The sequence below is a fragment of the Streptomyces sp. NPDC048644 genome, from assembly GCF_043199105.1.
Classification (GTDB): domain Bacteria; phylum Actinomycetota; class Actinomycetes; order Streptomycetales; family Streptomycetaceae; genus Streptomyces.
In genome coordinates, this window is the sequence record NZ_JBICVO010000001.1 from 691,915 (window position 1) to 717,664 (window position 25,750).

Genomic DNA, 25,750 nt, shown 5'->3' on the forward strand with positions numbered 1-25,750 from the left:
GGGGTGCGCGACCCCTCCCTGCGCCGGTCCTACACGCTCTTCCGCGCCTTCATGAACGAGCAGTCCGACCCGGAACACTGTTACGGACTGCTCGCCCGTGACGCCGCCGACCAGCTCGAACGCCATCTGCCGCTGAAGGGCGCGGTGGTCGCCGATGTCGGCGGCGGCAGCGGCCACTTCACCGAGGAGTTCCGGCGCCGCGGCGCACGCGGCGCGCTCTTCGAACCCGACCCGCAGGAACTGTCCGCCGGCGGCCGGCGCCCCCAGGCCGCGGTGCTCGCCGACGGCTACCTGCTGCCGCTGGCCGACGGCGCGGCCGACATCTGCTTCTCGTCGAACGTCCTGGAACACGTCGCCGACCCGCAGACCTTCCTCAGCGAACTGATCCGGGTGACCAGGCCGGGCGGCCTCGTCTACGTGTCCTTCACCAACTGGCTCTCCCCCTGGGGCGGCCACGAGACCGCGCCCTGGCACTACCTGGGCGCCGAACGGGCCCGCGCCCGCTACCTGCGGCGCACCGGACGTCCTGCCAAACACACCCTGGGCGAGAACCTGTTCGCCGTGCACATCGGCCGCACCCTGCGGCAGGTGCGGGCCCGCGACGACATCTCCGTCGTCTCCGCCCGCTCCCGCTACGCGCCGTTCCTCGCGGAGACCATCCCCCGGATCCCCGTGCTCCGCGAAGTCGCCACCTGGAACCTCCTCCTCATCCTCCGGCGGTTGCCATGACCCAGACGCTCGAACCGTCCACGTCACCGGGGTCACCAGGGCCCGGAGACCCCGCGGCGCCCGCACCCGCCGCACCCGCCCCGCACCCGCCCTGCCGCCGGCGCCTGCTCCTCGGCTTCTGGGCCCTCGCGCTGGCCTGCTTCCTCGCCCCCGCACCGGGCAAGATGACGTTCGAGACCAAGCTGGGGGTGACCGTCGACCCCTGGAAATTCCTCGGGGACCTCGGCGGGCTGTGGCACGACCGGGCCGGTTTCGGCGGCATCGCCGACCAGTACATCGGCTACGCCTTCCCGACCCTCCCCTATTACGGCCTGGCCGATCTGGCGCACCTCCCGGTGTGGCTGGCCGAGCGGCTGTGGATGTCGGTGATCGTCACCGTCGCTTTCTGGGGTGCGCTGCGCCTGGCCGAGCGGCTGCGCTGCGGCACCGCGCCCACCCGGCTGCTCGCCGCGGCCTGCTACGCCCTGTGGCCGACGTTCACCATCGTCATCGGCTCCACGTCGGCCGCGGCGCTGCCCGGCGCGCTGCTGCCCTGGGTGCTGCTGCCGCTGACCGACCCCCGGCTGACCGCCCGCGTCGCCGCGTGCCGCTCCGCGCTGCTGATCCCCTTCATGGGCGGCGTCAACGCGGCGTCCACACTGGCCTCGCTGCTGCCCGTCGGCCTGTATCTCCTCTCGCGTACGGGGCCGCGCCGCCCGAAGCTGCTCGCGTGGTGGCTGCCCGGCGTCGTCCTCGCCACCGCCTGGTGGGTGGTACCGCTGCTCCTCCTGGGCATCCACGGCGAGAACTTCATGCCGTTCATCGAGCAGGCGGACACCACCACAGGACCGATGTCCGCCACCGAACTGCTGCGCGGCGCCGGCAACTGGGTGGGCTACCTCGACTTCGGGAAGCCCTGGCTGCCGGCCGGCTGGACGATGACCGCCAACGCCTTCGCGGTCCTGGGCTCCGCGCTCGCCGCCGCCCTCGGCCTCGCGGGGCTCGCCCGCCGCGATCTGCCCGAGCGGCGCTGGCTGCTGCTGTGCGCCCTGACCGTCGCGCTGATCGCGCTGGCCGGGTACGGCGGCGAGCTGGGCGGCCCGCTGCACGGTGTGTGGCAGGAGTGGCTGAACGGATGGCTGCGCCCGTTCCGCAACATCTACAAGTTCACGCCCGGCCTCGCCCTGGCGATCGTTCTGGGACTTGCCCATCTCCTGGGCACGGCACGGCCGTTCGTCGCCAAGGGGACGGGAATCGGGCACGCCCGCGGCGACACGCGGGCCACCCCGCGCCGCCCCCGGATGCCCCGCCTCCTCACCCTCCTCGTCGCCGTCCTCACCCTGCCGGCCCTCGCCCTCCCCTTCCTCAGCGGCAACATCCTCCAGCCCGGCGCCTTCACCAAGCTCCCGGCGTACTGGCAGCAGACCGCCGACTGGCTCAAGACCCACAGCCCCGAAAGCCGCGCGCTCGTCGTGCCCGCGACCGCGCACGGCATCTACACCTGGGGCTCGCCCATCGACCAGCCGCTCGACATCCTGGCCGCGTCCCCCTGGGCCCAGCGCGACTTCGTCCCGTTCGGCACGGCCGGCGTCCGGCGCGCCATGGACGCCGTGGAGCAGGCCCTGATGACCGGCTCCGAAGTGCCGGGTCTGCGGGACTACTTGGGGCGGGCCGGCATCCACGACGTGGTCGTGCGCAACGACCTCGACCCGGACCAGATGGGCTACGTGCCGCCGCAGACCGTCACCCGCACCCTGGAGGCGTCCGGCTACCGCAGGACGGCGTCCTTCGGTCCGCTGATCACCGGCGGCCGGATCCACTCCGACACCCCCGTACAGATCCAGGGCCTCTACCCGCGGCTGCACTCCGTCGAGATCTACCGGCCCCGCGACACGGCGCCGCCAGGACCCGTCACCACCCGGGCCGTCGCGGACACCGCGCAGCTCAGCGGCGGCCCCGAGGCGCTGCTCCAGCTCTCCGCCGACCCGGCGCTCCGCAACCGCCCCACCGTCCTCACCGGTGACCGGCACCCGGGCACCGGCACCCCGCCCCGCCAACTGACCGCCGACGGACTGCGCCGCGCCGACACCCGCTTCGGCCTGGTCAACAGCAACACGTCCTACACGTACACCGCCGACGAGAGAAACCACCCCGACAGCGTCCAGGACCCCGGGCGGCCACCCCGGCAGATCCTGCCCACCCCCGGCATCGGCCACCAGACCACCGCCGTGCTCCGCGGCGCGTCCTCGGTCACCGCGTCCAGCAGCGGCAACTGGCTCTTCCAACTGCCGCAGTACGACCCGGCGAACGCCTTCGACGGCAACCCGGACACCGCGTGGGCCGAGGGCAGCGCCGCCGCCCCCGTGGGCCAGTGGATCCGCATCGCCTTCACCGAGCCCACCGCCATCCCCGCCACCCTCTCCCTCACCCCGCTCCCCGGCGACGGCATGCGCGCCGCCCCCACCTCCGTACGGATCCGGACCGACCGCGGCAGCGCCGACAGCCAGTTGCGCCCCGACGGCACGCGGCAGCAGGTCAAGGCGCCGCCCGGCAGGGCGAGGTGGCTGAAGGTCACCATCCTCGGCTCGCAGACCCCGCGCGCCGGCCTCTCCGGCGCGGGCTTCACCGAGATCGGCATCCCGCACGTCCAGGTGACCCGGCTGCTGCAACTGCCCACCGACGCCGAGAAGTCGAAGGCACCCGACGAGACCGTCTCGCTGCACCGTGGCAGCGACCCCGGCGGCCTGTCGCCGGTCTCCGCCGAGGTCGGTCTGCACCGCCAGTTCCACACCGGCACGGGCGCCCGCTACGCCGTGTCCGGCACCGCGCTGGCCGTCCCCGGCACGGAACTCGACCAGCTGCTGGACCGGGTCGCCCCCGAACAGAAGGACCGCATCACCGCCACCGCCGACTCCACCAGCTTCGGCTTCGGCCAGTCGCTCAGCCCCCGCAACCTCGTCGACGGCGACCTGACCACCGCCTGGATCGCCGGCGACCGGCCCACCCTGCACCTGCGCTGGCCGGGCAAGAAGAAGGTCGACCAGATCGTGCTGGCCGCGGCGGGCGGCATCTCCACCCGCCCCGAGCAGATCCTCATCAACTCACCCGACGGCGCGGCCACCGCCGGTGTCGACGAGAACGGCCAGGCCCGCTTCGACCCGATCACCACCGACCGGCTCGACATCACCATCAGCAAGGTCAAACCGCTGACCCTGCACAACCCGGTCGCCGGACAGGCCCTGCAACTGCCGGTCGGCCTTAGCGAGGTCTATCTTCCGGCGCTGGACGCGTACCGCACCCCGCGCCCGGACGCAGGCAAGCGCTTCACGCTCCCCTGCGGCAAGGGCCCGATGCTGGCCGTCGACGGCACCTTGCACGCCACCAAGGCGTCAGGATCCGTCCGCGACCTGACCGAACGCCGCCCGGTCACCGTGCAGTTGTGCGCGGGCCCGGCCCGCGACGGACACCTCGACCTGCCCGCAGGGCGCCACCGCGTGGAGGCCGGCGACCAGGGCCCGCTGGCCCTGACGGACGTCACCCTCCACAAGGGGGACGACCCGGCGGCCGGCCCGGGTACCGCGGCCCCCGCCGCCGACCACTCCGCCACCCCCTCCCGCAAGGTCGCGGCGAACGACTGGTCGGGGGACCGCCGCACCGTCGCCGTCGGCCCCGGCAAGGCCGCCTACCTCCAGATGTACGAGAACGCCAACGACGGCTGGCATGCCACCCTCAACGGCCGCCCGCTGTCCCCGCTCCGCCTCGACGGCTGGCAACAGGGCTTCCTCGTCCCCGCCGGAGCGGGCGGCACCGTCCACCTGACCTACGAGCCGGCCACCACCTACGATCTCGGCCTGCTGGGCGGGGTGTTGGGCGTGCTGCTGCTGTTGGTATCGGCGCTGGTCGTTGCCGGACGGGGGCGCCGGGGAGCGCCTGCGGCCTCGGCGTCGCCGACCTCGGTGACCTCGGTGACCTCGGTGACCTCGCTGACGCCTGAGTCGTCCGAGCCGTCTGTGGCGCCCGGCCCGCCCGCGCCGTCCTGGCTTCTGGGCTGCGTGGCCGCCACCGTGGTGGTGGCCATGGCGGCCGGCCCGTACGCGCTGATCGTGCCGCTGCTCGCACTCCTGGCCCACTACCGCGGCCAACTGCTCGCGCCTCTGGCCTTCGTGACCATGCTGGCCGCCGGCGTGATCGCCGCATTCGGCGCGGGCGAACCGATCGCCGCCGACCAGGGCGCCTTCAGCGGCACCGCCCAGGCCCTGGCCCTGCTGTCCCTGTCGGCAGCGGTGGTCAGCGTACGGCCGGGACGACGCAACTCGGCTGCTGGAGATGACCAGTTGGGCGAAACGGATGAGGCAGGAGAGGGCGCGACGACAAGCGACGGAACGGCTGACGTCGGCACGCATGCTGAGAGCGCCCCTGGCGACACCGCGCCTGACGACAGCACGCCCGACGAGAGCGCATCTGACGACAGCGCACCTGACGACAGCGCTCCTGATGGCGGTGGCGGTGGACGCCATGGGTAACGAATCGCCCGCAACGGGCACGCCCACCGGCGAAACCCCTCCCGCCTCCCTCTCCCCCTCACTCCCCCTCCCTCTCCCCCGTCTCCCCTTCCCCGTCGTCGACGAGATCGCCCGGCACTGCCTGCGGGACGACGAACCGGAGACCGTCCACATCGAGGTGCATCTGCCGAGACGCCTGGATCACACCCGGCTGCGCGCCGCCTTCCACCAGGCACTCACCCGGCACCCCCGCGCCCTGGTGCGCCAGGCCACCGCCCGCTGGTGGCACCGCCACTACACCTGGCAGCTCACCGACGCCCCCGATGTGGACCCGGTCGCCTTCCCCCCACCCGCACACGACACCCTCGCCCGCGCCAGGCAACGCGCCCTCGCCGACTGCCCGCCCCTGCACGCCTCCCCGCCCGTGCGTCTGGAGGTGCTCGAATCCCCTGACCCGTCGGACGGCACCGTCCTGCTGGCCACCCTCAACCACACGGCCCTGGACGCCCCGGCCGGCCTCCGCATCCTGGCGACGACCGCCGCGCTGTACGACGGCGCGGACAACTCCCCCGCCCCGCCGCCCGCCCGACCCTCCGCCCCCATGGATTCCCGCCCCCTCCGCACCCTCACCGGAACCCCCGCACTCTCCCGCCCCACCCACATCGCCCCCAGCCACGGCCCCGGCCACAACAACCGCAGCGGCAGCGGCAACGTCGCCGACGACTCCAGCACCACCGCCCCCCACGCCCCCCACCACCACACCGACCTCATCAGCGACCCCGGCACCGCCAACGGCATGCTGCTCGCCGACCTGCCGGTACCGGCCCGCCCGCCACGCATCGACGGCCGGCCGCCCTGGACCGTCAACGACCAACTCCTCGTCGCCACCTGGCTGATGGCCACCCGCTGGAACCGTCTCCACGGCCGCCCCGGCTCCCCCGTCGTCATCACCATGCCCGTCGACGACCGCCCGCGCGGCGACGAGATGCCCATCGGCAACGGCACCCGGCTGGTCCCGGTCGGCTTCGGCCCACAGGAGCGGCGGGACGCCGACACTCTCGCCACCGACCCGCCCGCCCCCGAGGCCATGGCCCGGCTGCTGCGCGGCACCGCGGCCCGCACCCGTGCGCTGAAGTCCGCCCCCGGCGCCCCGCTCGGCCCGGTCGGCACCGTGCTGACCACTCCGGCACTCCCCGTAGGGGTACGCCGCGCCCTGACCCGGGCGCTGCGCACCGCCGCCGTGCCCTGGACGTCCACCACCCTGCTCTCCAACATCGGCCGGGTGCCCTACCCGCTGGACTTCGGTGCGGGCGGCCGTCCGACCGCGGTGTGGTTCTCGGCACCGGCCCGGATGCCGCGCGGGCTGACCGTCACCACGGTCTCGGTCGGCGACCGCATCCAGCTGACCCTGCGCTGGTCACACACCCTCCTCGACGCCGCCGCCGGCGCCCGGCTCGGCGCCCTGTTCGCGCGCTGCCTGGCCGCCACGTCCTGGCCCCACCCCCCTCCCGGCCCGCCGCCCGCACCGCAGGCCCAGGAAGGAGACGCCCGATGACCCGCCCCCGGACCCCTCCCCGCCCCCCGGCCACACCCCCGTCACCGTCACCGTCATCCCCCTCCCCCTCCCCCTCCCTCTCCCCCTCGCCCCCACCTCCCCATCTGCCCCGCCAACGCCCGCCCTCCCTACGGGACTTCTACGAGAACCCGGACGTGCCCATCGCCTCCGGTGAGGCCCGCAGCCTGCGGCAGGCACGACTGCTGGCCCGCGCGCTGGGGCCGGCGCGCGGGACCGCGGCGGCCACCGTCCTGGACGTCGGCTGCGGCGACGGCACCGCGGCAGCCGCCGCCACAAAGGTGCTGGCCGGCCACCGCCTCATCGGCGTCGACTGGTCGCAGGACGCGCTGCGCCGCGCCGCGCCCCGCATCCCCCATGCCGTACGCGGCGAACTGACCGACGGCGGCCTGCCGTTCGCGACCGGCTCCGCCGACGCGGTGCTCTTCAGTGAAGTCGTGGAACACCTCGTCGACCCCGACGCGGCCCTGGACGAACTGCACCGGGTACTGCGCCCCGGCGGCCACCTGATGCTCTCCACCCCCAACCTCGCCGCCTGGTACAACCGCGGACTGCTGCTCGCCGGAGTCCAGCCCGTCTTCTCCGAGGTGAGCCTGCGCGGCATCCACGGCAGGCCGGGCAGCCAGGTGGTCGGCCATCTGCGTCTCTACACCGCCCGCGCGCTCCGCGGCTTCCTCACCTCATCCGGTTTCGACGTCGTACGGATCGCCGGGGCGCCGTACCACGACGTGCCGCGCCCGCTGCGCCCCCTCGACCGCGCCGCCTGTCACCTCCCGTCCCTGTCGTCGATCCTGCTCGCCCATGCCCGGCGGAGAAGGGAGTAGCGCGGTGCCGTGGTGGGGCGTGGCGTCCGCGCTGCTCGCCAACGTCCTGTACAGCACCGGCTTCGTGCTGGAGAAGCGCGCCCTGTCCGCGCTGCCCGCCCTGAGCGCCCGGCAACCCGCCCGGGTCGTACGCCACCTCATCGGCAGTCCCCTGTGGATCGGCGGCGCTCTCTCCCTGGCCGCCGGCTTCGCCGCCCAACTCGCCGTCTACCGCGCCCTCCCCCTTGCCGCGGCCCAGGGCCTCTTCGTCTCCGGGCTCGTCCTGCTGCTTCTGCTGTCGTCCGTGGTGCTGGGCGAACGGACCAGCGGGCGCGAGCGGCAGGGCATCGTGGCGATCCTCGTCGCGCTGGTGATGGTCGTCGCCTCGCTGCGGGGCGGCGACGCCGAAGCAATCGCCCGCACCGCGCCGCCCGGCACCCTGCTGGCCCTCGCCGTGCCGTCCCTGGCGGCCGGACTGCTGCTCTACCGCTCGGCGGAACGACGCGCCAGGCGCCGCCACCGGCTGCCCACCGCCGGTGTCCCCTACGGCGTGGCCGTCGGCCTCCTCTACGGCGTCAGCTCACTGGCCATCAAGGGCGTCTCCGGCCTGCTGACCTCCGGCGATCTGCTGGGTGCCGCCGCCGGGCTGCTGCGCTCGCCCTATCCGTATCTCCTCCTGTTCACCGGAGCCACCGGTCTCGTGCTGTCCCAGACCGCGTTGCAACGCTGTCGCGCCTCCCTCATCGTCCCCGTCTGCACCACCGTCACCTGCGTGTTCACCGTGGCCTGCGGAACCGTCGCGTTCGGCGAACCGCTGCCGTCCGATCCCGTACGGCTCGCGCTGCGCCTGGGCGGCACCGCCGTCGCCCTGTCCGTCCTGCTCGCCCTGCCCCGTCACGACACCCCCGCCCCGCACCCCCAGGCCACACCGACCGAACACCAACCCCCCACCGGATTACCGGAGTTGACCCATGACACCCGATGACCCGCTGCTACCCCTCCTCGCCTGCCCGCTCGACAAGGGCCCGCTGTCCCTGCTCTCCGACGGCGCCGCCCTCTACAACCCCCGGCTGCGCCGCCGCTACCCGATCCTGGACGGCATCCCCCAGCTCCTCCCCGTATCGGGTGAGGAGGTCACCGAAGCGGAACACACCGGTATCCTCCGGCGCCTGGCGCCCACACCAGGCACGCCACCGGCCCCCGCCGCCGACCAGGAGGCGCGGTCGTGACGCTCGCCGCCCGGCTGGGCCCGCGGCTGCCGCCCCGACTCGTGTCGGCCGTGGCCGCCGGTCTCTATCCCCGTTTCGAACCCGAGCTGCGGCGGCTGGCCGACTTCTGCCCCCGCGGCGGCACCGCCGTCGACGTCGGCGGCTGGTACGGCCCCTGGACACGGCGGCTGGCACGGCGCGCGCAGCGGGTCGTGACCCTTGAGCCCGTCCCCCACCTCGCCCGGCTGATCGCCTCCGTCACCCCGCCGCACGTCGATGTCGTGCCCGCTGCCGCCACCGACCACGCGGGCTGCGCCACGCTCTGGCTGCCGCCCGGCGGGCGCGGCGACCGCGGGGTCTCCTCGCTGGTACGCCGCGAGCTGCACCGCACCACCCTGGACGTGCCCTGCCTCCCCCTCGACGCGCTGGAACTCTCCGAGGTCACCGTCATCAAGATCGATGTGGACGGCGCGGAACTCGCGGTGCTGCGCGGGGCCGAGGAGACCATCGCGCGGGAACACCCGGCGCTGTTCGTCGAGTTGGAGTCCCGCATCCAGCCGCTGACGCCGGTCCTGGACTGGACGGCGGCCCGCGGCTATCGCGGCTGGGTCCTGCCGCACGACCACTGGACCCCACTGGCCGACTTCGATCTGCCCGCTCATCAGTCCCGCACCTCCCACCTCGCCGAACACGGCCTGCTGCGCCGCTCCCTCGCCCCGCACCGCCGCTACGTCAACTCCGTGCTGTTCCTCCCCGACGGCGACCGCCCCGGACCTCCCGGCGCCCCCACCGTCCACGACCATGTCCATCATGAACCCCACCACTGACAACGACCCTCCGCACGACCCCGGCACCCCCGCCGACCTGCCAGGACCTCTCGCCTTCCAGCTCGTTCTGCTGCGCCGGATGGCCGACCACCAGCCCGGCGCCGTCGAGGACGCGCTGCGCGAACTGGGGGCATCCCGCGCGGATCTGCGCGAGGCCAACCGCCGCTGGCAGGCCCGGATGCACGCGCCCCGGGCCCGCGGCGGCGTCCAGCCCTACCGCGCCCTGCTCGGCGCCCCCGAATCCGTCGGCGCCCGCCGGATCGGCGACCTGACCTGCGAGGCGCTGCTCTGGCCCGTGCCGCTCTGGCCCGACCTGCGCTTCGAGGTCCTCACCGCACCGGGCGGCACCGTCTGGAACGCCTGGCTCGTGCGGGCCCCCGGCGCCGCGGCCCCCGACCTGCGCACCACCGCCGACCTCGCGCCCTGGTCGTGCACGGTCGACGAGGCGGCCCGCGCCTTCGCCCCGGCCCGTCCGATGGAGGGCAGCGCGCCCACCCGGTGGCGTCTGGGCTGTACGGTCCCCGACCCGGCGGGCGAACTCCGCGACATCGTGCTGGAGTTCACCTGGGGACTGCTCCAGCGTCACATCGACTGACCGGCGGCCCGCCCCCGCCGACCCACCGGACACGCCCGAATCCCCGGAGCCGCCTGCCGGTTGTACCCCGCACCCGTCCCCCGACCGGACCTCCCCAACGGGCACCTGCGCAGGCGCCCCCACAGGATGGCGATGAGTGGTCCTTGCGAACGCTCCACCCATACCGGCCCACAGGGGAGGAAACTTCCATGACCATAAGCCTCGCCCAACTGCGCCGTTGCTCGGTGGCCGTCGACCTCGGATCGGCCAGGACGCGGGTGTACGTCAAGAACCAGGGGCTGATCGTCGACGAGCCGACCGTCGCCGCCGTGAACATCCGTACCGGCGCGCTGCTGGCCGTCGGCGCCGACGCCGCCGTGATGGACGGGCGTACGCCGGACTACATCCGCGTGGTGCACCCGGTGGCCAACGGCACGGTGGTGGACATCGACATGGCCCAGCGGCTGCTGCGGCAACTGGTCGGCGACAAGCTGCGCAGGACCTGGCGGCGCCGGCCCACGATGCGGGCCGCGGTCTGCCAGCCGTACGGCAGTGAGCCGCTGGCGCAGCGGGCCGCCGTGGAGACGCTGAGCGGTCTCGGGGCGCGGCGGGTCGAGCTGGTGGACACGCTGGTCGCCGCCGCGGTCGGCTGCGGTCTGCCGGTGGAACAGCCCGAGGCGACCATGGTGGTGGTGTGCGGCGCGGGCACCACACAGATCGCGGTGCTCTCGCTCGGCTCGATCGTGGCGGCCGAATCGGTCCCGGTCGGCGGCAATGCCATCGATCACGCGGTGCTGCAGCATCTGCGTCTGCACCACGAGTTGACGCTCCCCGGGCAGTCCGTCCGCCCGCTGCACCTGATGCTCTCCGGTACCGGCGGGCTCACCCAGGGCTCGACGGAGGTGCACGGCCGCGACGTGGTGAGCGGCCTGGCGCGGTCCGTTCAGGTGGACACGGAGCGGGTACGGCACGCCATCGCCACCCCGCTCACCGCCATTCTCGACGCCATCGGAGCGGTGCTGCGGCGCTGCCCGCCGGATCTGGTCGCCGACCTCGGGGAGCGCGGCATCGTGCTCGCCGGCGGCAGTGCCCTCATCCCCGGTCTGGAGCCGATGATCCAGCAGGCCACCACGATGCCTGTGCACATCGCCGACCGCCCCGACACCTGTGCCGTGCAGGGGCTCGGCGCCATGATCGAGGGCAAGGTGGAACCCCTGCACCTCGATTCGATGGCTCCGTAGCCACACGGGCGGGCGCGGCCCGCCCGGGGCCCCTACAGCGTCCGGGCGTTCCAGGCCACCACGGCGGGGCGGCCGTGTTCGGTCCCCAGGACGCCGACCGCCCCGGTTCCGAACGTGAACAGCGCGCCGCCGGAGGCCGGGAGTCCCAGCCTGCGGGCGGTCAGCACCCGCAGGAAGTGGGCGTGCGCCACCAGCGCCACGTCCCCTTCCTCCGCGGCCAGCTGCGGCGCGATCCGCTCCAGCACCCCGTCGGCGCGGGCGCCGACCTGATCGGGTGACTCCCCGGGGTGGCCGGCGGGTCCGGGGACGGCGCCGTGCGTGAACAGGAACCAGTCGGGCCGTTCACGGTGGATGTCGGGGGTGGAGATGCCTTCGTAGCCGCCGTAGTCCCATTCCCGCAGACCGTCGTCGATCTCGGGTGTGACGAGGCCGGCCAGTTCGGCGGTGCGCAGCGCCCGCGCCATCGGGCTGGCGTAGACGTGCGCGATCTTCCGGCCGGCGAGGAGTGGCCGCAGGGCGCGGGCCTGCTCCTCGCCGTCGGCGGTGAGCGGCAGGTCGGTCCAGCTGGTGTGACGTCCCGTCCGGCTCCACTCGGTCTCGCCGTGCCGGATCAGCAGCAGCTCACTCACTCGCCCTGCGCCTGCTGCCCCTGCTCGTCCTTCTGGGCCTCGGCGACCGATGCGCGGACCTCGTCCATGTCCAGGCCGCGGGCCTGGCCGATGACGTCCTCCAGGGCGGCCTCCGGCAGGGCACCCGGCTGGGCGAACACGGCGATGTTGTCGCGGACGATCATCAGCGTCGGGATCGACTGGATCTGGAACGCGGAGGCCAGCTCGGGCTGCGCCTCGGTGTCGACCTTGGCGAAGACCAGGTCGTCGTGCTTGTCGGACGACCGCTCGAAGACCGGCCCGAACTGCTTGCACGGGCCGCACCACTCGGCCCAGAAATCGATCAGGACGAAATCGTTGCCGGAGACGATGTCGTCGAAGTTTTCCTTGGTGAGCTCAACCGTGCTCATACGTGCTTCCCTGCTTCCGGTCTGTCGTGGATGTCCAGTCGGTATCCAGCTGCGGCAACGGGATCAACCCGTGACGTATTCCGCGCACCGGAACCGTCCCGCTCCCCTGCCCACCGAACGCCGTCCTAGACATCCCGATCGAGTGCGAAAACACACGTCCTGAAACACCCGCCCGACCGCCCGCCCGCGCCCCTGGCCGGCCCTCGGGTCCGGTACGCAGCCCCGGGAATCCCCGCGGGGCCGGACGACTCCAGGAACCGCCCGGCCGGCCGTCGAGCACGGCGGCTCACTCCTCCGCGGACTCCGAAGCCCAGCTGCCCAGGGTGATCTCGGCCGTGATGCCGGGCCCGAAGCCCGCCATCAGCCCGCGGTCGCCGTCGAACGACGATGCCTCGTCGAACAGCCGGCCCATGGCGTCGAGCACCACCGCGCTGGCTATGTTGCCGTACTCGGTGAGCGTGGCCCGGCTGAAGCGGAACGCCTCCGGAGGCACGTCGAGGAAGAAGCTGAGGTCGTCCAGGATGCGCGGACCGCCTGCGTGGATGATGTAGAAGTCCATCTTCCCGGCGTTCCACTGGTGGTCTTCCGCCGCGGTCTGCAGCGCCGGAGCGAGCGGCTCCATGGTCCCTGGCACCCGCTTGTCGAGCTGGAAGTGGAACCCCGTGGAACGGACCGCGTAGGAGATCCACTCCTCGGTGTTGGGGATGATGTACGAGCTGCTGCGTTCCAGGCGGATTCCGGTGCCACCGTTGCCCCGCAGCACCGCGGCGGCGATCCCGTCACCGAACAGGCCGTTGGACAGCAGGGATCCCACTCCCAGGTCGGTGGGCTGGTAGCACAGCGAACAGAATTCGCAGGCGACGATCAGCACGTTGGCGTCCGGGTACGCACGGCAGAAGTCGTGGGCCCGGTTGACGGCCGCACCGCCCGCGGCGCACCCGAGTTGGGCGATCGGCAACTGGCGCGTATCCGGCCGGAACCCCATCGCGTTGATGAGCCACGAGGTCGGCGGCGGCATCATGAAGCCGGTGCAGGAGACGTAGATGATCAAGTCGATCTGATCCGCCTCCACTTGCGCCTGGTCGAGCGCCTGCCGTACCACCGCCGGTACCCGTTCCTTGGTGTGCTCCTCGTAGATGATGCTGCGGGCGTCGAACCCGGGGTGCCGCAGCGTCTCTTCGATCGGCTGGATCAGGTGCCGCTTCTGCACCCCGGTGTGTTCGATCAGCCGGAGTACCAGGCCGAGTTGCGGGTGATCGGCGTGCAACCGCCGCGCCAGTTCGAGGGTTTCCTCGTTGGTGATGACGTGCTCGGGGACTGCGATGGCCGGCTTGCAGAGAACCGCCATGGAACTCCTCCTAGCGGACGGTGCTCCACACGGCTGAGCCCCAGGAGTGGCATGCGGGGTGTGCGCCGGCCGAAGGTCGCTTCGGCGGCGTACGCGCGAAATGGCGCGAGACGGCCCGTTGGCGCTTTCCGCGCCGCGTTCGACGTCCCTGTAGGGCGGGGACGGGCCGACCGTCGAAAGGCTGAGTTCTCGCCGTATGGGCAATTGGTGTGGCTTTGGTTGGCCCTCGCCTCACGTTACGGCAGTCAGGTGATGGCTGCATGTCGGACGGCATGCAGCCGCCGTATGGCGGTGCGGCCCGTTCCGGTTGCCGTCTTCCGGGGGCTGACGCGTCATCCGTGGCGGCCGTTTCCCCGGGCACCCCGAGGCCGCTCGCGGGAGCGGGCCGCCCGGAGCCGGATGCCGGTCGGCATACGCACGACCGCCACCGGCTCACGGCTGCGGAGATCCCGATGACCTGCCGCGGCTACCCGCCGTCCGGCCGGCGGGCCTGGCACACCGGTGTCGCCGGGGATTCCGCGGTCACCAGATGACGGGCAGGGCGAGCGGGTAGCGCCAGATCGACGTCTTGTTCCACTGCACGTCCGCGGCCGGCTTCGCCAGCTCCAGGTCGGGGAATCGCTCCAGGAGGGTGCCGAGCGCCACTTGGAGTTCGGTGGCGGCGAGCGGCGCGCCGAGACAGTGATGGCCGCCCCACCCGAAGGTCATGTGGTTCGGGCCGACGCGCTCCAGATCCAGCTCGTCGGGCCGCTCGAACTTCCTGGCGTCCCGGTTGGCCGTCAGGTAGGAGACGTGCACGACGTCCCCCTCCCGGATCTGGACCCCGCTCAGTTCCACGTCCTCCAGGGCGATGCGGGGGATGCCGACGCCCTTACGGAAGGGGATGAAGCGCAGCAGCTCCTCAAGGGCCTGCGGGAGCATCTCGGGCCTGGCGCGCAGCATGGCCAGTTCCTTGGGCCGGGTGAGCAGCGCGTAGGCGATGTTCCCGATCTGGTACGTGGTGGTGTCCTGGCCGGTGATGAGCAGCACCATGGCCATCACGGTCAGTTCCCGGTCGTTGAGCAGTTCGTCGCCGTCGCGGGCCGTGGCCAGCGCGCTGATCAGGTCGTCGCCCGGGTTCGCGCGCCGCTCGGCGGTCAGCTTCGCGAAGTAGGCGCGCATGTCGGCCTTGGACCGTACGGCGTTGTCCCGGTTGTCGACGCTGGTGTTCATCATGGTCCGCGCGTGTGCGCGCAGTTGCGCCCGGTCGCCCTCGGGGATGTCGAGGACCTCGCAGATCGTGGTCAGCGGCAGCGGCGCGGCCAGGTGCTCGAACAGGTCGGCGGGGGAACCGTGCTCCTCCATCCGGTCCAGCAGTTCGTCCACGACGTGCTGGGTACGGACCTTCATGCGGTCCATGTGGCGCGGTGCGAAGCCCTTGGAGATGAGGCTGCGCAGGCGGCTGCTGGCCGGCGGGTCCATCACGTTGATCGCCTCGTCCTGAACGATGGGCTCAGGAGTCATGCGCGGGAAGTTCCGGCCGATGACGGCGCTGCGGCTGAAGCGCCGGTCGGTGGTCACCGTGCGCACGTCGTCGTAGCCGGTGACGAGCCAGGCTTCCCCGTCGCCGTGCGGCAGCCGGATGCGGGAGACGGGCGCTTCGTTCTGGAGCTCTCTGAGCTGCGGATCGAATTCGAGGGCCTCGGCGTAGTCGAACGGACAGTTCCGCGGGGTGGACGCTGGTTCCATACGGGGCTCCAGATATGGGATCTGATGGGTGGTTCGCCACCTACTGGGACGGACGGGGCAGAGGTACCCGATCGCCCCTTGGGGCACGCACCGTATCGACCCAATTGCCCCATATGAAGTGAACCGCCCCACAAAGGGGCGGTTCACCGGAAATCCACTTTTCCCCTTCGTCTTGTTCAGCCGGCCGGCACGACGTTGGTGAGATCCACCGCGGGCCGCAGGGCACGGGCGAGTTCGACAGCGTCACCCACGGCCCACACGTGCGTGAAGAACAGCCGGGGGTATTCCGACAGGTGGTGGTTGTGCAGCTCGACGAGCTTGATCCCGCCGCGCAGCAGCGTCCTCAGTACGTCCTGGACCTCATCGGCGACCATGGCGAAGTCGCCGCTGAGCGCGGCCCGGCCGCCGCCCAGCGGCTGGAAGTTGAACGCGCTGGTCGACCCGAGGCCGGAGGGCAGGGCCAGATGGCCGTCGACGATGGTCTCGCGGCGGAGGAAGAGGCACTTGAAAAGCCCGTCCTCGATGGACCCCTTGATGCCCAGCACGGCTTCGATGGCGGCGGTGTCCAGGTCGACGGGGACGTGCTCGGGCGGCCTCGCGGGCGGCGTTCCGGTCCGGTCGAATCCCGCGCGCAGGCCGCGCGCCAGGGCCACCGGGTCGTGGCCGTGCGCGTGGACGTGGGTCCACCAGAGGTCAGGGGTCTGGGCGAGCAGATGCTTGTGGAGCGCGGTCTGCTCGATGCCGTGCTCCTGCCAGGCTTCGCTGACCTGCTGGATTTCGTCCTCGGTGACCACCACATCGCCCATCAGCATCGTGCTGCCGTCGGCGTAGCGGACGAAGGCCACGTGCGTCCCCAGTGCGAGGCCCGGTGTGACGTGGACGCCGTCGGAGAACACGTAGAGGTCCCGGCGCGGGAAGCCCGTGTGGTAGATCAACCCCCGCAGCATGTTGCCGCCGCGGCCCAGCGCGTGCGCCACGCCGCCCCAGTCCGTTTCTCTGGTGTGCACCGGTTCGACCGCCCAGCGGTCCGCACCTGCCGTCCTGGCGGGCCGTGCCTGCGCGGCGGCCGGTCCCGCCCCGGCCAGCACCGGCGCCGCCGCCGCTGCGGCCAGCAACCGCCGCCGTGAGGTGCCCGCCTGAGTGCGCGTGCCCTGTTGCCGTTCTCCAGCCGTCATCCGATCTCCTCCATGGCCAGATGAAAACATGGGATAACGGCGGAAAAGGGGATTTTTTGACCGAGTGGGCCGTAGTTGGTCACTCCGGTGGTGTCGCGTTCCGCTTCCGGCGGCGGAGCAGGAGTGGCGGCGCGTGCCGGGGCGGGGGACGCTCGGAACGCCGTCCCGACCGGCGTGGCAGGTGTCCGACACCGGGCAGGTGGCGTGCGCAATCCCTTCCCCGGAGGAGACGCGAACCATGGCCGACACCTCGACGATGCGCGATGACGGACGGGCCGGCCGGCGTTCCTGGCAGGTCATCGACGGTTCGCTGGAGCCGCTCGACTACCCGGGTCCGACGGATATGCGGTTTCCGGAAACCCTGGCCGCGCACGCGATCGAGAACTTCTCCCGCCCCGGGGACTGGGTTCTCGATCCGTTCTGCGGCTTCGGCACCACGCTCACCGTGGCCGACCGGCTGGGCCGCGAGGCCGTCGGCTTTGAACGCGACGGCGGGCGCGCCGCCTTCACCAAGACGCGCCTGCCCGACCCGTCACGCCTGCTCGTCACGGACGCCGAGCACGCGACCGCAGGGGCCTGGCCCCCGTTCTCGCTGCTGCTGACCAGCCCGCCCTTCACCAGCTTCCGCACGTCCCGGGGGCGGGACGACCGCGAGACCCATCTCGGCGACGCGCGCCGGATCTTCGCGGGGCTGCGGCGCTTCCTCGCCCCGGGTGCGACGGTGGCCGTCGAGGTGTCCCAGTTGCGTCGCCCGGAGTGGCGCTGGACCCGCCCGCTGGTGTGGGAGTTCGGCATGCTCCTGGGCGAGCTGTTCCACTTCAGCGAGGACATCGTCTTTGTGCAGACGGGTCCTGACCATGCGGCTCCCGGCTATCACCACACCCACGTCCTGGTGTTCCGCCACGAGCCGTGACCGCTTCCAGGAGGTCGCCCGCGATGCGGGACGCCCCGTCCGCGGGGTCGGGCGGGGCCGGCGGACGGGGGCCTGTTCCGGTACGCAGCACGGCTGTGAGGCCCTGTGCGACGGAGTGCGCGTCCGCATCGGCCACCGCCGCGTTCAGCCGTGCGGCGGCGGCCTCCAGGTGCACCCGTTGATCGTCGAAGTCGCGGACGCCGGGCACGACCACGGTCGGCACCCGGGACCGCACCAGTTCCTGGACGGTGTTGTACCCGGCGTGGGTGATCGCGGCGGTGGCGTGCCGGTAGATGTCGAAGCCGGGGCCCAGGTAGGGAGCGACCCGTACGGGTCCTGGCAGTCCGGGCGGCACGAGGACCTGTCCGTCGAAGTGCGGGCCGGTGAGCACCAGGACGTCGACGCCCTCGGGGACGCCGCGACGCGCGAACTCCCGTACCCCGTTCAGCGCGGCGTTGAGGAAGCCGGGGGCGTCCGCGTGCCCGCCGCCGCCGGCCACCACGGCGATCTTCATCGCTGACGTGTCCGTGGGCCAGGGGGAGCGGGTGCCGAGCAGGCGGCGCACCACGTTGGGTACCCCTACCAGGCGGACCCCGTGTGCCACGTCGTGCCGTCCGGGATCGCCCAGCAGGTAGATGCGGCCGATGGCGGGCGTGTGGCGGGCGACCCACGCGGCGGGGTCGGGCCGGTTGCGCTGGAAGCGGTGGACCAGGAACTGGGGGCAGCTCAAGTGGGCGGCGCGCTCGTACAGTTCGCGCTGCACCGTCACGTCGTGCAGTACCGCGTCCTCCGCCCGCAGCGCCTGCGCCACCAGTGCCTGGGCGAGGCGGTGGTCGACGGCGGGGCCGGTGCCGTGCAGCGGCTCGCCTACGAGGCTCTCGGCGTCGGTGGGCAGGACGGTCTGGGGGAAGCCGTGATCGTCGATGAGCCGCTGGTGGCGCTCGGTGAGCAGCAGGGAATCCCAGCCCCGGGCGCGGAGTTCGGTGTGGACGGCGATGAGGCGTGACACGTGGCCGAGGCCCCGGCCCCAGGTGAAGGAGACGACGCGGCGGGTCACGGCAGCTCCCCTGCGAGTGTGGCCGGCGCCCGGTGTGCGGCAGCCAGGTGGCGGAGGGCTTCGGTGTCCTCGCCGACGGGGCGCAGTGGCGTCACGGTCGCGTAGCCGGCGGCCAGGAGAGGCGCCTCCCCCGCGTCGTGGTACGCGGCGGGGTGGTGGGTGGCGCGGAGGAGTTCCGGGCCGAGGCGCTGGATGCTGAAGCGGGTGTCCCCGTGTGCGCCGAGGCCGGCGCGTACCACTCCGGCCAGCCGGTGCGCGGGCACGTTCGGCACGTTGAGGTTGCACAGCAGCGGTGTCCGCTGCCGGTCCCGCGCGCCGGGCAGGACGGCGGGCAACAGGACCGCGAGGGCGTGGAGCGCGGTGTCCCAGTGGTAGGGCGCGCCGTGGCCGAGGGAGACGGCGACGGCCGGCCGCCGGTGGCAGGCGGCGGTGAGCGCGGCGCCCACCGTGCCGGAGTGCACCACGGCAGGTCCGGTGTTGGCTCCGGGGTTGATGCCGGCCAGGACCAGGTCGGGTGCGGGACCGAAGGCACCTTGGCAGGCGGCGGCCACGATCAGCCCCGGCGGGGCTGCCACCGCGTGGACGGGAACCCCCGCCAGTCCTGCCAAGGTGCTCGTACGGGTGGGCACCAGCCCGTCCGGGGCGACCGCGCGGCTGGTCCCGCAGCCGCTCTCGTCCCCTTCCGGGGCCGCCACGACCACGTCGAAGTGCTGGTCGCGGAGGTACCGGGCCAGGCGGCGCAGGCCCTCGCCCGTCACCCCGTCGTCGTTGGTCACCAGGACTCTGGTGCCTGCCGTCATGGGGTGCTCCTCCCCCGCTGCCGCCGGGATGGCCGGTGCATGCGGATCAGCCGCCGATCATGGACATGCTGCGGTCGGGGCGGACGAAGTCGGGGTGGTTGATCTTGTGTCCAGGCCACTTGTGCCAGAGAGCTTCGCGGATCAGCCGCTCCAGTGCCGCGTCGTCGGCGCCCGAGCGCAGCGCGGCGCGCAGGTCGGTCTCCTCCAGGGCGAACAGGCAGACGCGGAAGGCGCCTTCAGCGGTGGTCCGCATGCGGTTGCAGCTGCCGCAGAAGGGGCTGGTCACCGAGGGGATGAAGCCCAGGGCTCCGGGGGCGCCGTCGGCGAACCTGAAGGAGGTGGCCGGCTGGGGGGAGTCCTGCTCGACGGGGGTGAGGTCGAAGGCGGCGGAGACGGCCGCCAGCGTCTCCTCCGCCGGCACCACCTTGTCCCGCTCCCAGGTCTTTTCGGCGTCGAGCGGCATGTACTCGATGAAGCGCACGTCGTAGCCGCCCTCCCGGGCCAGCCGCGCGAAGTCGACCGCTTCGTCGTCGTTGGTGCCGCGGATGACCACGCAGTTGATCTTGACGGGGTCGAGTCCTGCTTCCTTGGCTGCCTTCAGGCCCGCCGACACCTTGGCGAAGGCGTCCCGCCGGGTCATCTCGGCGTAGCGGTGGCTCAGCAGCGAGTCGCAGGAGACGGTGATGCGGCGCAGCCCTGCCTCGCGCAGCGGCGCAGCCAGCCTGTCCAGCAGCAGTCCGTTGGTGGTGATGGACACGTCCACCCCCTCCAGCGCGCACACCCGCCGCACGATCTCGGGAAGCTCGCGGCGTACCGTCGGCTCCCCGCCGGTGATCTTGAACTCGCGCACGCCCAGGGAATGGAAGAGGCGGGCCAGGCGGTCGATCTCCTCGACGGTGAGGATCTCGTCCTTGTCCAGCCAGGGCAGCCCCTCGGCCGGCATGCAGTAGGTGCAGCGCAGGTTGCACTTGTCGATGACCGATATCCGCAGGTCGCCTGCGATGCGGCCGAAGGTGTCGATGAGCGGGCCCTGTGTGGGGGCGGGGCCCGGGTTACGCCAGTCGGGCTTCTGCGACGTCATGGCTGCTCCTTTTCGGTGCGGGGGCGGATGCTGCGTCCGTGACCACTTCCCTGAAGCGCTCCAGTACGTGGTCGGGGGACATCTCGGAGGCGTCGAGGTGGTGCACCGGTACGCGCGACGACAGTTCGGCGGCCACGTCCTCGAAGCACTGCGACACCAGGGACACGTAGGAACTGGTGAAGGAGCGCTCCAGGACGCGGTTGCGGCGCCGCATCCGGCGCATCAGCACGTCCGTGCGGGCCGTCAGGTGCACCACGGCGGCCGGCGGCGGCAGCGCCGAGGTGATCAGGTGGTGGTAGCGGTAGTAGGTCTCGTACTGCTGGGCGCTCAGCGCGCCGCTCAGCCGCATCGCCTTGGCGTAGGCCAGCGAGCTGTGGACGTCCTGGTCCAGCACGCTGCCGCTGCCGGTGCGCAGGTTCTGGAGCACCCGCAGCAGCAGGGTCTCCATCTGGCAGAGCAGCGCCGAGCCGCTGTCGCCGCGCAGATAGCGGGTCAGGTAGTTGTCCCGGCCCCTGCCGCGGCTGACCGGGACGATGTCCCGCACGTGTTCGGTCTGCGGGGCGCGGGCGGCATGCCGCTTGAGCAGCGTGCTCTTGCCCACGGCCGGCGGGCCCAGGACCACGATCGAGGCCGGCGGGCTCTCCCGCCACAGGGCGGGGACCGGATCGATCAGGCGCCGTGCCGCGCGCTCGGCCTCGGCGACGGGCATGGCCTCTTCGGCCGCCAGACCGGTGAGCCGGGGCAGCTCCTTTCTGAGGCAGTGGGCGGTGGCCGCCTCCAGCTCGTCGTCCGTGAGGCTCGCCGGCGCCCGCCACCGCATGTGCGGGCCGGGTTCCCGGTAGGTGCCCGCGCCGCGCCGCCACGTGAAGACCCGGAGGTCGTAGGGGCCGTCGCCGCGGGGTCCTGCCGGGAGGTACAGCTCGGTGAGGTAGTCGAGGCGGGCGGCGGGCACGTGGTGCCGGCAGGCGCGGCCCGCTGCCGCCGCGGCGGCCTGCCGTGCGGTGCTGCCGGGAGCGACCACGGCCCAGGGGAGGCGGGCGCGTTCGGCAGCCGTGGGCGGGCCGGTGAGCAGGACCCGGTCCCGGCCGTCGAGGATCAGGCATGCGGCGCGGCGGTGGGTGGGGCGGTGCCCCGGTGGCAGGTGGGTGAGCATCGCGGTCCTCACGACTCGGTCGGCAGCAGGCGGGGATCGGGGTGGTGCGGTGCGGCGCCCGGCGGGCCCGGCTCCCCGTCCGGCGGCCGGGTGCGGGCCCAGTGCGCCAGGGACAGCAGGGCCACCCGCTCGGCGAAGGCGACCGGGTCCGCCTCCCGCCCGGCGCGTACACAGGTCTCGCGGGGTGGCAGCAGCCAGGAAAAGCGCACGTCCCCGCAGGTCAGCGCGGTCCGTACGGCGGCTTCCCGGTACGGCGGCGAGCCGGGCAGGCGGGCCCTGATCCGGAAGTCCGGCCGCTGCGGCGGCTCTCCGCCGGGGAGGTCGGCGGCTTCAGGACCGGCCTCGACCAACCCGTGCAGCAGGCAGCCTGGCGACTCCTCCACCTGGAGGGGACGGCCTGACCTGCCCGCCCCCGCCATCGGCGGCACCCCGAGCCACCAGCACCTTTCGGCCGCGAGACGCCCGTCGGCCGCCGGTGGGGGCGGGGCGTCGATGATCTCCCCGCGCCACCCCCGGCGCGCCAGGTCGGCGCGCAGGCGGGCGGCCGATACGGGAAACAGCGAGGCCGCGCGCCATCGGGGTACCCGCGTCCCGTCGGGCAGTCCGGGCAGCACGCGCCACCGGCGGATGGGCGAGGCTTCGATGTTGGCCAGCAGCCCGCGGTAGGAAGCGGCGGGGAACCGCACACCGCCGCCGAGGTGCGGCTGCGCCTCGACCAGGCTGGTCAGCAGCAGGAGCCCGGTGCCGTCGTCCGGCTGGATCTGCGGCGCCGGCCACGGGGCACGGCCGAACACGCCGACGTAGCAGGACAGGCCCCCGTCGGTGAGGGTGCCGGAGGCGCGGCCCGGGTCGTCGCCGCTGGCCAGACACCGGTCGATGCGGGTCCACACGGTGTGCTGCCCCGGCACGTCACGGCGTGGCTGTCCGGAGGGTTCGGGAGCGGTCCTGGGGCCGTGGGCGCGGGTGGTGGCGGGCGGCCGGACGGGGTGCCCCCGCAGGCAGGCGTCGATCTCGCGGTCCAGCTCCACCAGCGGGGATCCGACGCGGGCGCGGAGCAGCAGGGCGAACAGGCCGATGCCGGACGGCGTCACCGCGCCGTCGGCGGGCAGCGGATCGTGGCGGCTGGTGATCAGCGCGGGGCCGGGGGCGGGGTCGGCGGCGAGTCCTGGCCTGATCTCGCGCAGCCGGCCGCCGTACTGCGCCGCGGAATAGCCGAGACGGCCGGTGAGGAGGTCGTCCAGGTCACTGGCTGCCACCGCCACCTCGATGTCCGGCACGTCCCCCGGCGGTTCCGCGCCGAGGGTGCCGTCCGGCCGCAGCCGCACGCTCCGTTCGGCCACAGGCAGCGCGCACGGATCCACCACGACGAAGCGGTAGACGGTCTCGCGCAACCGGCCTCCGGCGCCGTCGGCCAGTTCGCCGAGCGCGGGCACCGGTGCGGGGGAAGCGCCGGTGTCGTCACCGGGCGGGAGGCCCAGCAGCCGGTCGAGCAGAGGTTCTGGCGGGACGGAGCGGTGCTCCGCGGCGAGCGGACCTGTCCAGGCGCCGGGGCGGTAGGTGCGGTCCCGCCGCTCGCCCGTGGCCAGGACCCAGGGCAGTGCGTTCCTCTCCCGCCGCACGACCGCACCTGACGTCACGCTGATCCGGTCCCCCGGGGCGACGCGCAGCACCTTCCGCGCCGGATCACCGGCGCGCAGCGCCTGGTCCACGAGGCCGGGCGGTACGGGGAACTTGTGGCCGTTGAGCCACGCCGCATCGCCGAGCCCGTACTGGCCCTCGGGCAGCGGGACCACATGCGCAGGACGGGCCAGGTCAAGCAGCGCCGTCAGCGGATCCGCCCAGTCCGCGTCCGCTCCCGGCACCTCCCCCTCCACACTGCGGGTCTCCATGATCGGCTGACATGGCGTCAGGAGCAGGTCCGGTGCCCCGGAGGCGAGCAGCCGCTCCACCCAGGCAGGGGTGACCAGGCTGTCGACCATGTGCCACACGAAGCAGTCCGGCGTACGGACCGCCAGGCCGTGCTCGGGACCGGCGAACGTGGAGGGCGTCCACATCAGCTCAAGCCCCGGGCGCGGGTGCAGCGTCATCCAGTCGTGCACCACGGTCGTGTCGGTGAAGCCGAGCCGCCACAGGGTGTGGGCGATCCGCGGATCGTCGGGGTGCAGCACCGGCAGCGTCCGGTCCAGGCAGTGGAGGGAGGCGATGTCGAAGTGGTCGCGGTGGGAGTGGGAGATCCACACCGCGTCGGGCCGCGGCAGGGCCCGGGGCGGCAGCCGCCGGGCGGGGGCGAATCCCATCAGGCCACCGCGGTAGCTGTCGTGCAGGTGCGGATCGCACAGCAGGGTGAAACCGCACGCGCGCACCAGCACCGTGGCGTGCCCCGCGACCTCGATCGTGACGGACATACCGGCGCTCACCCGTTCCGCAGCGGCCGGCCGGGGCCGCTCGCGGCGCCCCGGCCCTCACCGGCGGCGAACTGCGGTGCGCCGAGCCGCAGTTGCGCCGCCAGACCGCGGAACGCGCGCCCCCGGCAGTACAGCGCGGCCTTCTCACCGGCCGTCATCTGCGCGAGCGTGCGCCCGTCCCCCTCGTCCGGTACGAACACGGCGTCGTAGCCGAACCCGGCGTCACCGCGCGGCCATTCGGTGACCTGCCCCCTGGCCATGCCCTCGCCGACCACCCGCCGGCCGTCCGGATGGCACAGCAGGGCCACCGTCCGCACCCGTGCGCCGCGCCGCGCCGCTGCCACGTCCGCCAGCTGCGCCAGCACCTTCGCCATGTTCTCGGTGTCGGACGCGCCGTCGCCCGCGTAACGGGCGGAGCGCAGCCCTGGCGCGCCGCCGAGGGCGTCCACCTCCATCACGGTGTCGTCGGCGATCGCGGCGATCCCGGTGGCGAAGGCCACCGCGGCGGCCTTGAGATAGGCGTTCTCCTCGGCCGTCGCCCCGTTCTCGACGACGTCGGGGAGCCATGCGGGCCTGGGCAGCAGATCCAGGCGGCCGTCCAGCAAGGCGTGGATCTCTGCGGCTTTGGCCGGGTTGGCGGTGGCCAGCACTGCTTGCAGCATGCGGAGCTCCCTCTCTGGAACAGAAGGTGGGGTTACGGGGCGTCCTGCCGTCCCGGCAACGTCGCCGGTTCCGACCTGCTGTGCCCCATGGCGAGGTATCCGCCGTCGACGGGGAGATCGGTGCCGGTGATGAAGGTCGCGCCGGAGCCGCACAGGAACAGCACGGCGGCGGCGACTTCCTCGGGCTCCCCCACCCGCCGCAGCATGTGGTGCGCGCCGAGCACCGGCCCCCAGCCGGCCCGGTCGCCGCCCGTCATCCGCTCGACCTCGGGGGTCCACACCAGCCCCGGGGAGACGCTGTTGACCCGGATGCCGTCATCGGCGAGATCGAGTGCCTGACAGCGGGTCAGCGCCAGCAGCGCTCCCTTGCCCGCGCTGTAGGTCCACTGCCCCGGCTGCGCGATGTGCCCCGAGATCGACGCGACGTTGACGACCGACGCGCCATGGGCCGCGCGCAGCAGCGGCGCCAGCGCGGCCGTCATCAGGGCGCTGCCCTTGACGTTGGTCCCCAGACTCAGGTCCCACTCGTCGGGTCTGGCCCGCTCGCTGCGGGCCAGGAACGTGGCCGCGCAGTTGACCAGGGCCCGCACCGGCAGCCCGGCGGCCCCGGCGGCCCCAGCCGCCGCGCGGCAGTCCGCCTGGAGCGAGATGTCGCCCACCACCGCGGTCGCCGCGCCCTCCAGCTCCTTGGCCGTGCGGCGGAGCGTCCCGGCGTCCAGGTCCACCACGACGACGTGTGCCCCGGCCGCGGCGAAGGCGTGCGCCGTGGCCCGTCCGATGCCGGACGCCCCTCCGGTGACCACACAGGTCGTGCCGGCGAAGTCCCGCACCGGTCGCTGTGCGGCGGGCGATGCGCGGTCAGGGGTAGGTGGCGCTGTCATGGCCTCTGTCCAAAGCTCGACGGTGCGGCGCTCCGACATGAGCGAGTCGCCCACACGTACTCATGGTGATTGGATCGACACACACCGCAACTT

The 25,750-nt window shown here is 73.1% G+C and carries 22 protein-coding genes; 10 read left to right on the forward strand and 12 right to left on the reverse strand.

What is annotated here, in order from left to right; translation table 11 throughout:
* Positions 1-3: 3 nt before the first annotated feature.
* The 9 genes from ACGFNI_RS03115 (at position 4) to ACGFNI_RS03155 (ending at position 11,436) form a co-directional block, all read left to right on the forward strand.
* Positions 4-729 (forward strand): class I SAM-dependent methyltransferase, encoded by a 726-nt coding sequence (locus ACGFNI_RS03115; RefSeq protein ID WP_393680033.1) that lies wholly within the window; start codon positions 4-6, stop codon positions 727-729.
* Positions 726-5,231 carry an alpha-(1->3)-arabinofuranosyltransferase family protein gene (locus ACGFNI_RS03120; protein ID WP_393680035.1) on the forward strand — a complete coding sequence of 1,502 codons (4,506 nt, stop codon included), beginning with the start codon at positions 726-728 and terminating at the stop codon, positions 5,229-5,231. The genes ACGFNI_RS03115 and ACGFNI_RS03120 overlap by 4 nt, the downstream gene beginning before the upstream one ends.
* Positions 5,224-6,765, forward strand: a complete 1,542-nt coding sequence (locus ACGFNI_RS03125; protein ID WP_393680036.1) for a condensation protein — start codon at positions 5,224-5,226, stop codon at positions 6,763-6,765. Before ACGFNI_RS03120 ends, ACGFNI_RS03125 begins: the two co-directional genes overlap by 8 nt.
* Positions 6,762-7,607, forward strand: a complete 846-nt coding sequence (locus tag ACGFNI_RS03130) for a class I SAM-dependent methyltransferase (RefSeq protein ID WP_393680038.1) — start codon at positions 6,762-6,764, stop codon at positions 7,605-7,607. The genes ACGFNI_RS03125 and ACGFNI_RS03130 overlap by 4 nt, the downstream gene beginning before the upstream one ends.
* The gene (locus ACGFNI_RS03135; protein ID WP_393680040.1) at positions 7,585-8,571 is read left to right on the forward strand and encodes a DMT family transporter; all 987 of its coding nucleotides are present in this window, start codon (positions 7,585-7,587) and stop codon (positions 8,569-8,571) included. The genes ACGFNI_RS03130 and ACGFNI_RS03135 overlap by 23 nt, the downstream gene beginning before the upstream one ends.
* Positions 8,558-8,815, forward strand: a complete 258-nt coding sequence (locus tag ACGFNI_RS03140; RefSeq protein WP_393680041.1) for a Trm112 family protein — start codon at positions 8,558-8,560, stop codon at positions 8,813-8,815. Before ACGFNI_RS03135 ends, ACGFNI_RS03140 begins: the two co-directional genes overlap by 14 nt.
* A complete protein-coding gene (locus tag ACGFNI_RS03145) occupies positions 8,812-9,621 on the forward strand; it encodes an FkbM family methyltransferase (protein ID WP_393680042.1) in 810 nt (269 codons plus the stop codon). Before ACGFNI_RS03140 ends, ACGFNI_RS03145 begins: the two co-directional genes overlap by 4 nt.
* Positions 9,605-10,216, forward strand: a complete 612-nt coding sequence (locus tag ACGFNI_RS03150; RefSeq protein WP_393680044.1) for a hypothetical protein — start codon at positions 9,605-9,607, stop codon at positions 10,214-10,216. Before ACGFNI_RS03145 ends, ACGFNI_RS03150 begins: the two co-directional genes overlap by 17 nt.
* Positions 10,217-10,404: 188 nt before the next feature.
* Positions 10,405-11,436, forward strand: a complete 1,032-nt coding sequence (locus ACGFNI_RS03155) for a rod shape-determining protein (protein ID WP_393680045.1) — start codon at positions 10,405-10,407, stop codon at positions 11,434-11,436.
* A gap of 32 nt (positions 11,437-11,468) precedes the next feature.
* On the opposite strand, the gene ACGFNI_RS03160 is transcribed toward ACGFNI_RS03155, so the two are convergent.
* The 5 genes from ACGFNI_RS03160 to ACGFNI_RS03180 all read right to left on the reverse strand — a co-directional run bounded on the left by ACGFNI_RS03160 (position 11,469) and on the right by ACGFNI_RS03180 (position 16,705).
* The gene (locus tag ACGFNI_RS03160) at positions 11,469-12,065 is read right to left on the reverse strand and encodes a histidine phosphatase family protein (RefSeq protein WP_393680047.1); all 597 of its coding nucleotides are present in this window, start codon (positions 12,063-12,065) and stop codon (positions 11,469-11,471) included.
* Entirely contained in the window at positions 12,062-12,454 is a 393-nt protein-coding gene (trxA, locus tag ACGFNI_RS03165) for a thioredoxin (RefSeq protein WP_393680049.1), read from the reverse strand. Before trxA ends, ACGFNI_RS03160 begins: the two co-directional genes overlap by 4 nt.
* A 286-nt stretch (positions 12,455-12,740) precedes the next feature.
* Positions 12,741-13,802, reverse strand: a complete 1,062-nt coding sequence (locus ACGFNI_RS03170) for a type III polyketide synthase (RefSeq protein ID WP_393680050.1) — start codon at positions 13,800-13,802, stop codon at positions 12,741-12,743.
* A 522-nt stretch (positions 13,803-14,324) separates the two neighbouring features.
* Positions 14,325-15,530: a cytochrome P450 gene (locus ACGFNI_RS03175; RefSeq protein ID WP_393680051.1), complete on the reverse strand. Its 1,206-nt coding sequence runs from the start codon at positions 15,528-15,530 to the stop codon at positions 14,325-14,327.
* 176 nt (positions 15,531-15,706) lie between these two features.
* Entirely contained in the window at positions 15,707-16,705 is a 999-nt protein-coding gene (locus ACGFNI_RS03180; RefSeq protein WP_393680052.1) for a DUF1259 domain-containing protein, read from the reverse strand.
* 238 nt (positions 16,706-16,943) lie between these two features.
* Between ACGFNI_RS03180 and ACGFNI_RS03185 the strand changes: the two genes are divergently transcribed.
* Positions 16,944-17,618 (forward strand): DNA methyltransferase, encoded by a 675-nt coding sequence (locus tag ACGFNI_RS03185; protein ID WP_393680054.1) that lies wholly within the window; start codon positions 16,944-16,946, stop codon positions 17,616-17,618.
* On the opposite strand, the gene ACGFNI_RS03190 is transcribed toward ACGFNI_RS03185, so the two are convergent.
* Genes ACGFNI_RS03190 through ACGFNI_RS03220 form a run of 7 tightly spaced genes read right to left on the reverse strand, consistent with a single transcriptional unit; the run spans position 17,524 to position 25,657 of the window.
* Positions 17,524-18,675: a glycosyltransferase gene (locus tag ACGFNI_RS03190; protein WP_393680056.1), complete on the reverse strand. Its 1,152-nt coding sequence runs from the start codon at positions 18,673-18,675 to the stop codon at positions 17,524-17,526. The two genes, ACGFNI_RS03185 and ACGFNI_RS03190, sit on opposite strands and share 95 nt — an antisense overlap.
* Complete coding sequence (gene surE, locus ACGFNI_RS03195; RefSeq protein ID WP_393680058.1) at positions 18,672-19,475, reverse strand: 5'/3'-nucleotidase SurE; 804 nt, start codon at positions 19,473-19,475, stop codon at positions 18,672-18,674. The genes ACGFNI_RS03190 and surE overlap by 4 nt, the downstream gene beginning before the upstream one ends.
* 46 nt (positions 19,476-19,521) lie before the next feature.
* Entirely contained in the window at positions 19,522-20,556 is a 1,035-nt protein-coding gene (gene moaA / locus ACGFNI_RS03200; protein WP_393680059.1) for a GTP 3',8-cyclase MoaA, read from the reverse strand.
* Positions 20,528-21,709, reverse strand: a complete 1,182-nt coding sequence (locus tag ACGFNI_RS03205; RefSeq protein WP_393680060.1) for a deoxynucleoside kinase — start codon at positions 21,707-21,709, stop codon at positions 20,528-20,530. The genes moaA and ACGFNI_RS03205 overlap by 29 nt, the downstream gene beginning before the upstream one ends.
* Before the next feature lie 8 nt (positions 21,710-21,717).
* Complete coding sequence (locus ACGFNI_RS03210; RefSeq protein ID WP_393680062.1) at positions 21,718-24,114, reverse strand: hypothetical protein; 2,397 nt, start codon at positions 24,112-24,114, stop codon at positions 21,718-21,720.
* Positions 24,115-24,122: 8 nt separating this feature from the next.
* The gene (locus ACGFNI_RS03215) at positions 24,123-24,776 is read right to left on the reverse strand and encodes a non-canonical purine NTP pyrophosphatase (protein ID WP_393680063.1); all 654 of its coding nucleotides are present in this window, start codon (positions 24,774-24,776) and stop codon (positions 24,123-24,125) included.
* A 32-nt stretch (positions 24,777-24,808) separates the two neighbouring features.
* Positions 24,809-25,657 (reverse strand): SDR family oxidoreductase, encoded by an 849-nt coding sequence (locus ACGFNI_RS03220; RefSeq protein WP_393680065.1) that lies wholly within the window; start codon positions 25,655-25,657, stop codon positions 24,809-24,811.
* Positions 25,658-25,750: the final 93 nt, after the last annotated feature.

Excerpts from the sequence above, each read along its gene's own strand:
- ACGFNI_RS03120 (WP_393680035.1), top strand. The coding sequence starts at position 726 with ATGACCCAGACGCTCGAACCGTCCACGTCACCGGGGTCACCAGGGCCC.
- ACGFNI_RS03125 (WP_393680036.1), top strand. The coding sequence starts at position 5,224 with ATGGGTAACGAATCGCCCGCAACGGGCACGCCCACCGGCGAAACCCCT.
- ACGFNI_RS03130 (WP_393680038.1), top strand. The coding sequence starts at position 6,762 with ATGACCCGCCCCCGGACCCCTCCCCGCCCCCCGGCCACACCCCCGTCA.
- ACGFNI_RS03135 (WP_393680040.1), top strand. The coding sequence starts at position 7,585 with ATGCCCGGCGGAGAAGGGAGTAGCGCGGTGCCGTGGTGGGGCGTGGCG.
- ACGFNI_RS03140 (WP_393680041.1), top strand. The coding sequence starts at position 8,558 with ATGACACCCGATGACCCGCTGCTACCCCTCCTCGCCTGCCCGCTCGAC.
- ACGFNI_RS03150 (WP_393680044.1), top strand. The coding sequence starts at position 9,605 with ATGAACCCCACCACTGACAACGACCCTCCGCACGACCCCGGCACCCCC.
- ACGFNI_RS03155 (WP_393680045.1), top strand. The coding sequence starts at position 10,405 with ATGACCATAAGCCTCGCCCAACTGCGCCGTTGCTCGGTGGCCGTCGAC.
- trxA (WP_393680049.1), bottom strand. The coding sequence starts at position 12,454 with ATGAGCACGGTTGAGCTCACCAAGGAAAACTTCGACGACATCGTCTCC.
- ACGFNI_RS03170 (WP_393680050.1), bottom strand. The coding sequence starts at position 13,802 with ATGGCGGTTCTCTGCAAGCCGGCCATCGCAGTCCCCGAGCACGTCATC.
- ACGFNI_RS03175 (WP_393680051.1), bottom strand. The coding sequence starts at position 15,530 with ATGGAACCAGCGTCCACCCCGCGGAACTGTCCGTTCGACTACGCCGAG.
- ACGFNI_RS03180 (WP_393680052.1), bottom strand. The coding sequence starts at position 16,705 with ATGACGGCTGGAGAACGGCAACAGGGCACGCGCACTCAGGCGGGCACC.
- ACGFNI_RS03185 (WP_393680054.1), top strand. The coding sequence starts at position 16,944 with ATGGCCGACACCTCGACGATGCGCGATGACGGACGGGCCGGCCGGCGT.
- surE (WP_393680058.1), bottom strand. The coding sequence starts at position 19,475 with ATGACGGCAGGCACCAGAGTCCTGGTGACCAACGACGACGGGGTGACG.
- moaA (WP_393680059.1), bottom strand. The coding sequence starts at position 20,556 with ATGACGTCGCAGAAGCCCGACTGGCGTAACCCGGGCCCCGCCCCCACA.
- ACGFNI_RS03205 (WP_393680060.1), bottom strand. The coding sequence starts at position 21,709 with ATGCTCACCCACCTGCCACCGGGGCACCGCCCCACCCACCGCCGCGCC.
- ACGFNI_RS03210 (WP_393680062.1), bottom strand. The coding sequence starts at position 24,114 with ATGTCCGTCACGATCGAGGTCGCGGGGCACGCCACGGTGCTGGTGCGC.
- ACGFNI_RS03215 (WP_393680063.1), bottom strand. The coding sequence starts at position 24,776 with ATGCTGCAAGCAGTGCTGGCCACCGCCAACCCGGCCAAAGCCGCAGAG.
- ACGFNI_RS03220 (WP_393680065.1), bottom strand. The coding sequence starts at position 25,657 with ATGACAGCGCCACCTACCCCTGACCGCGCATCGCCCGCCGCACAGCGA.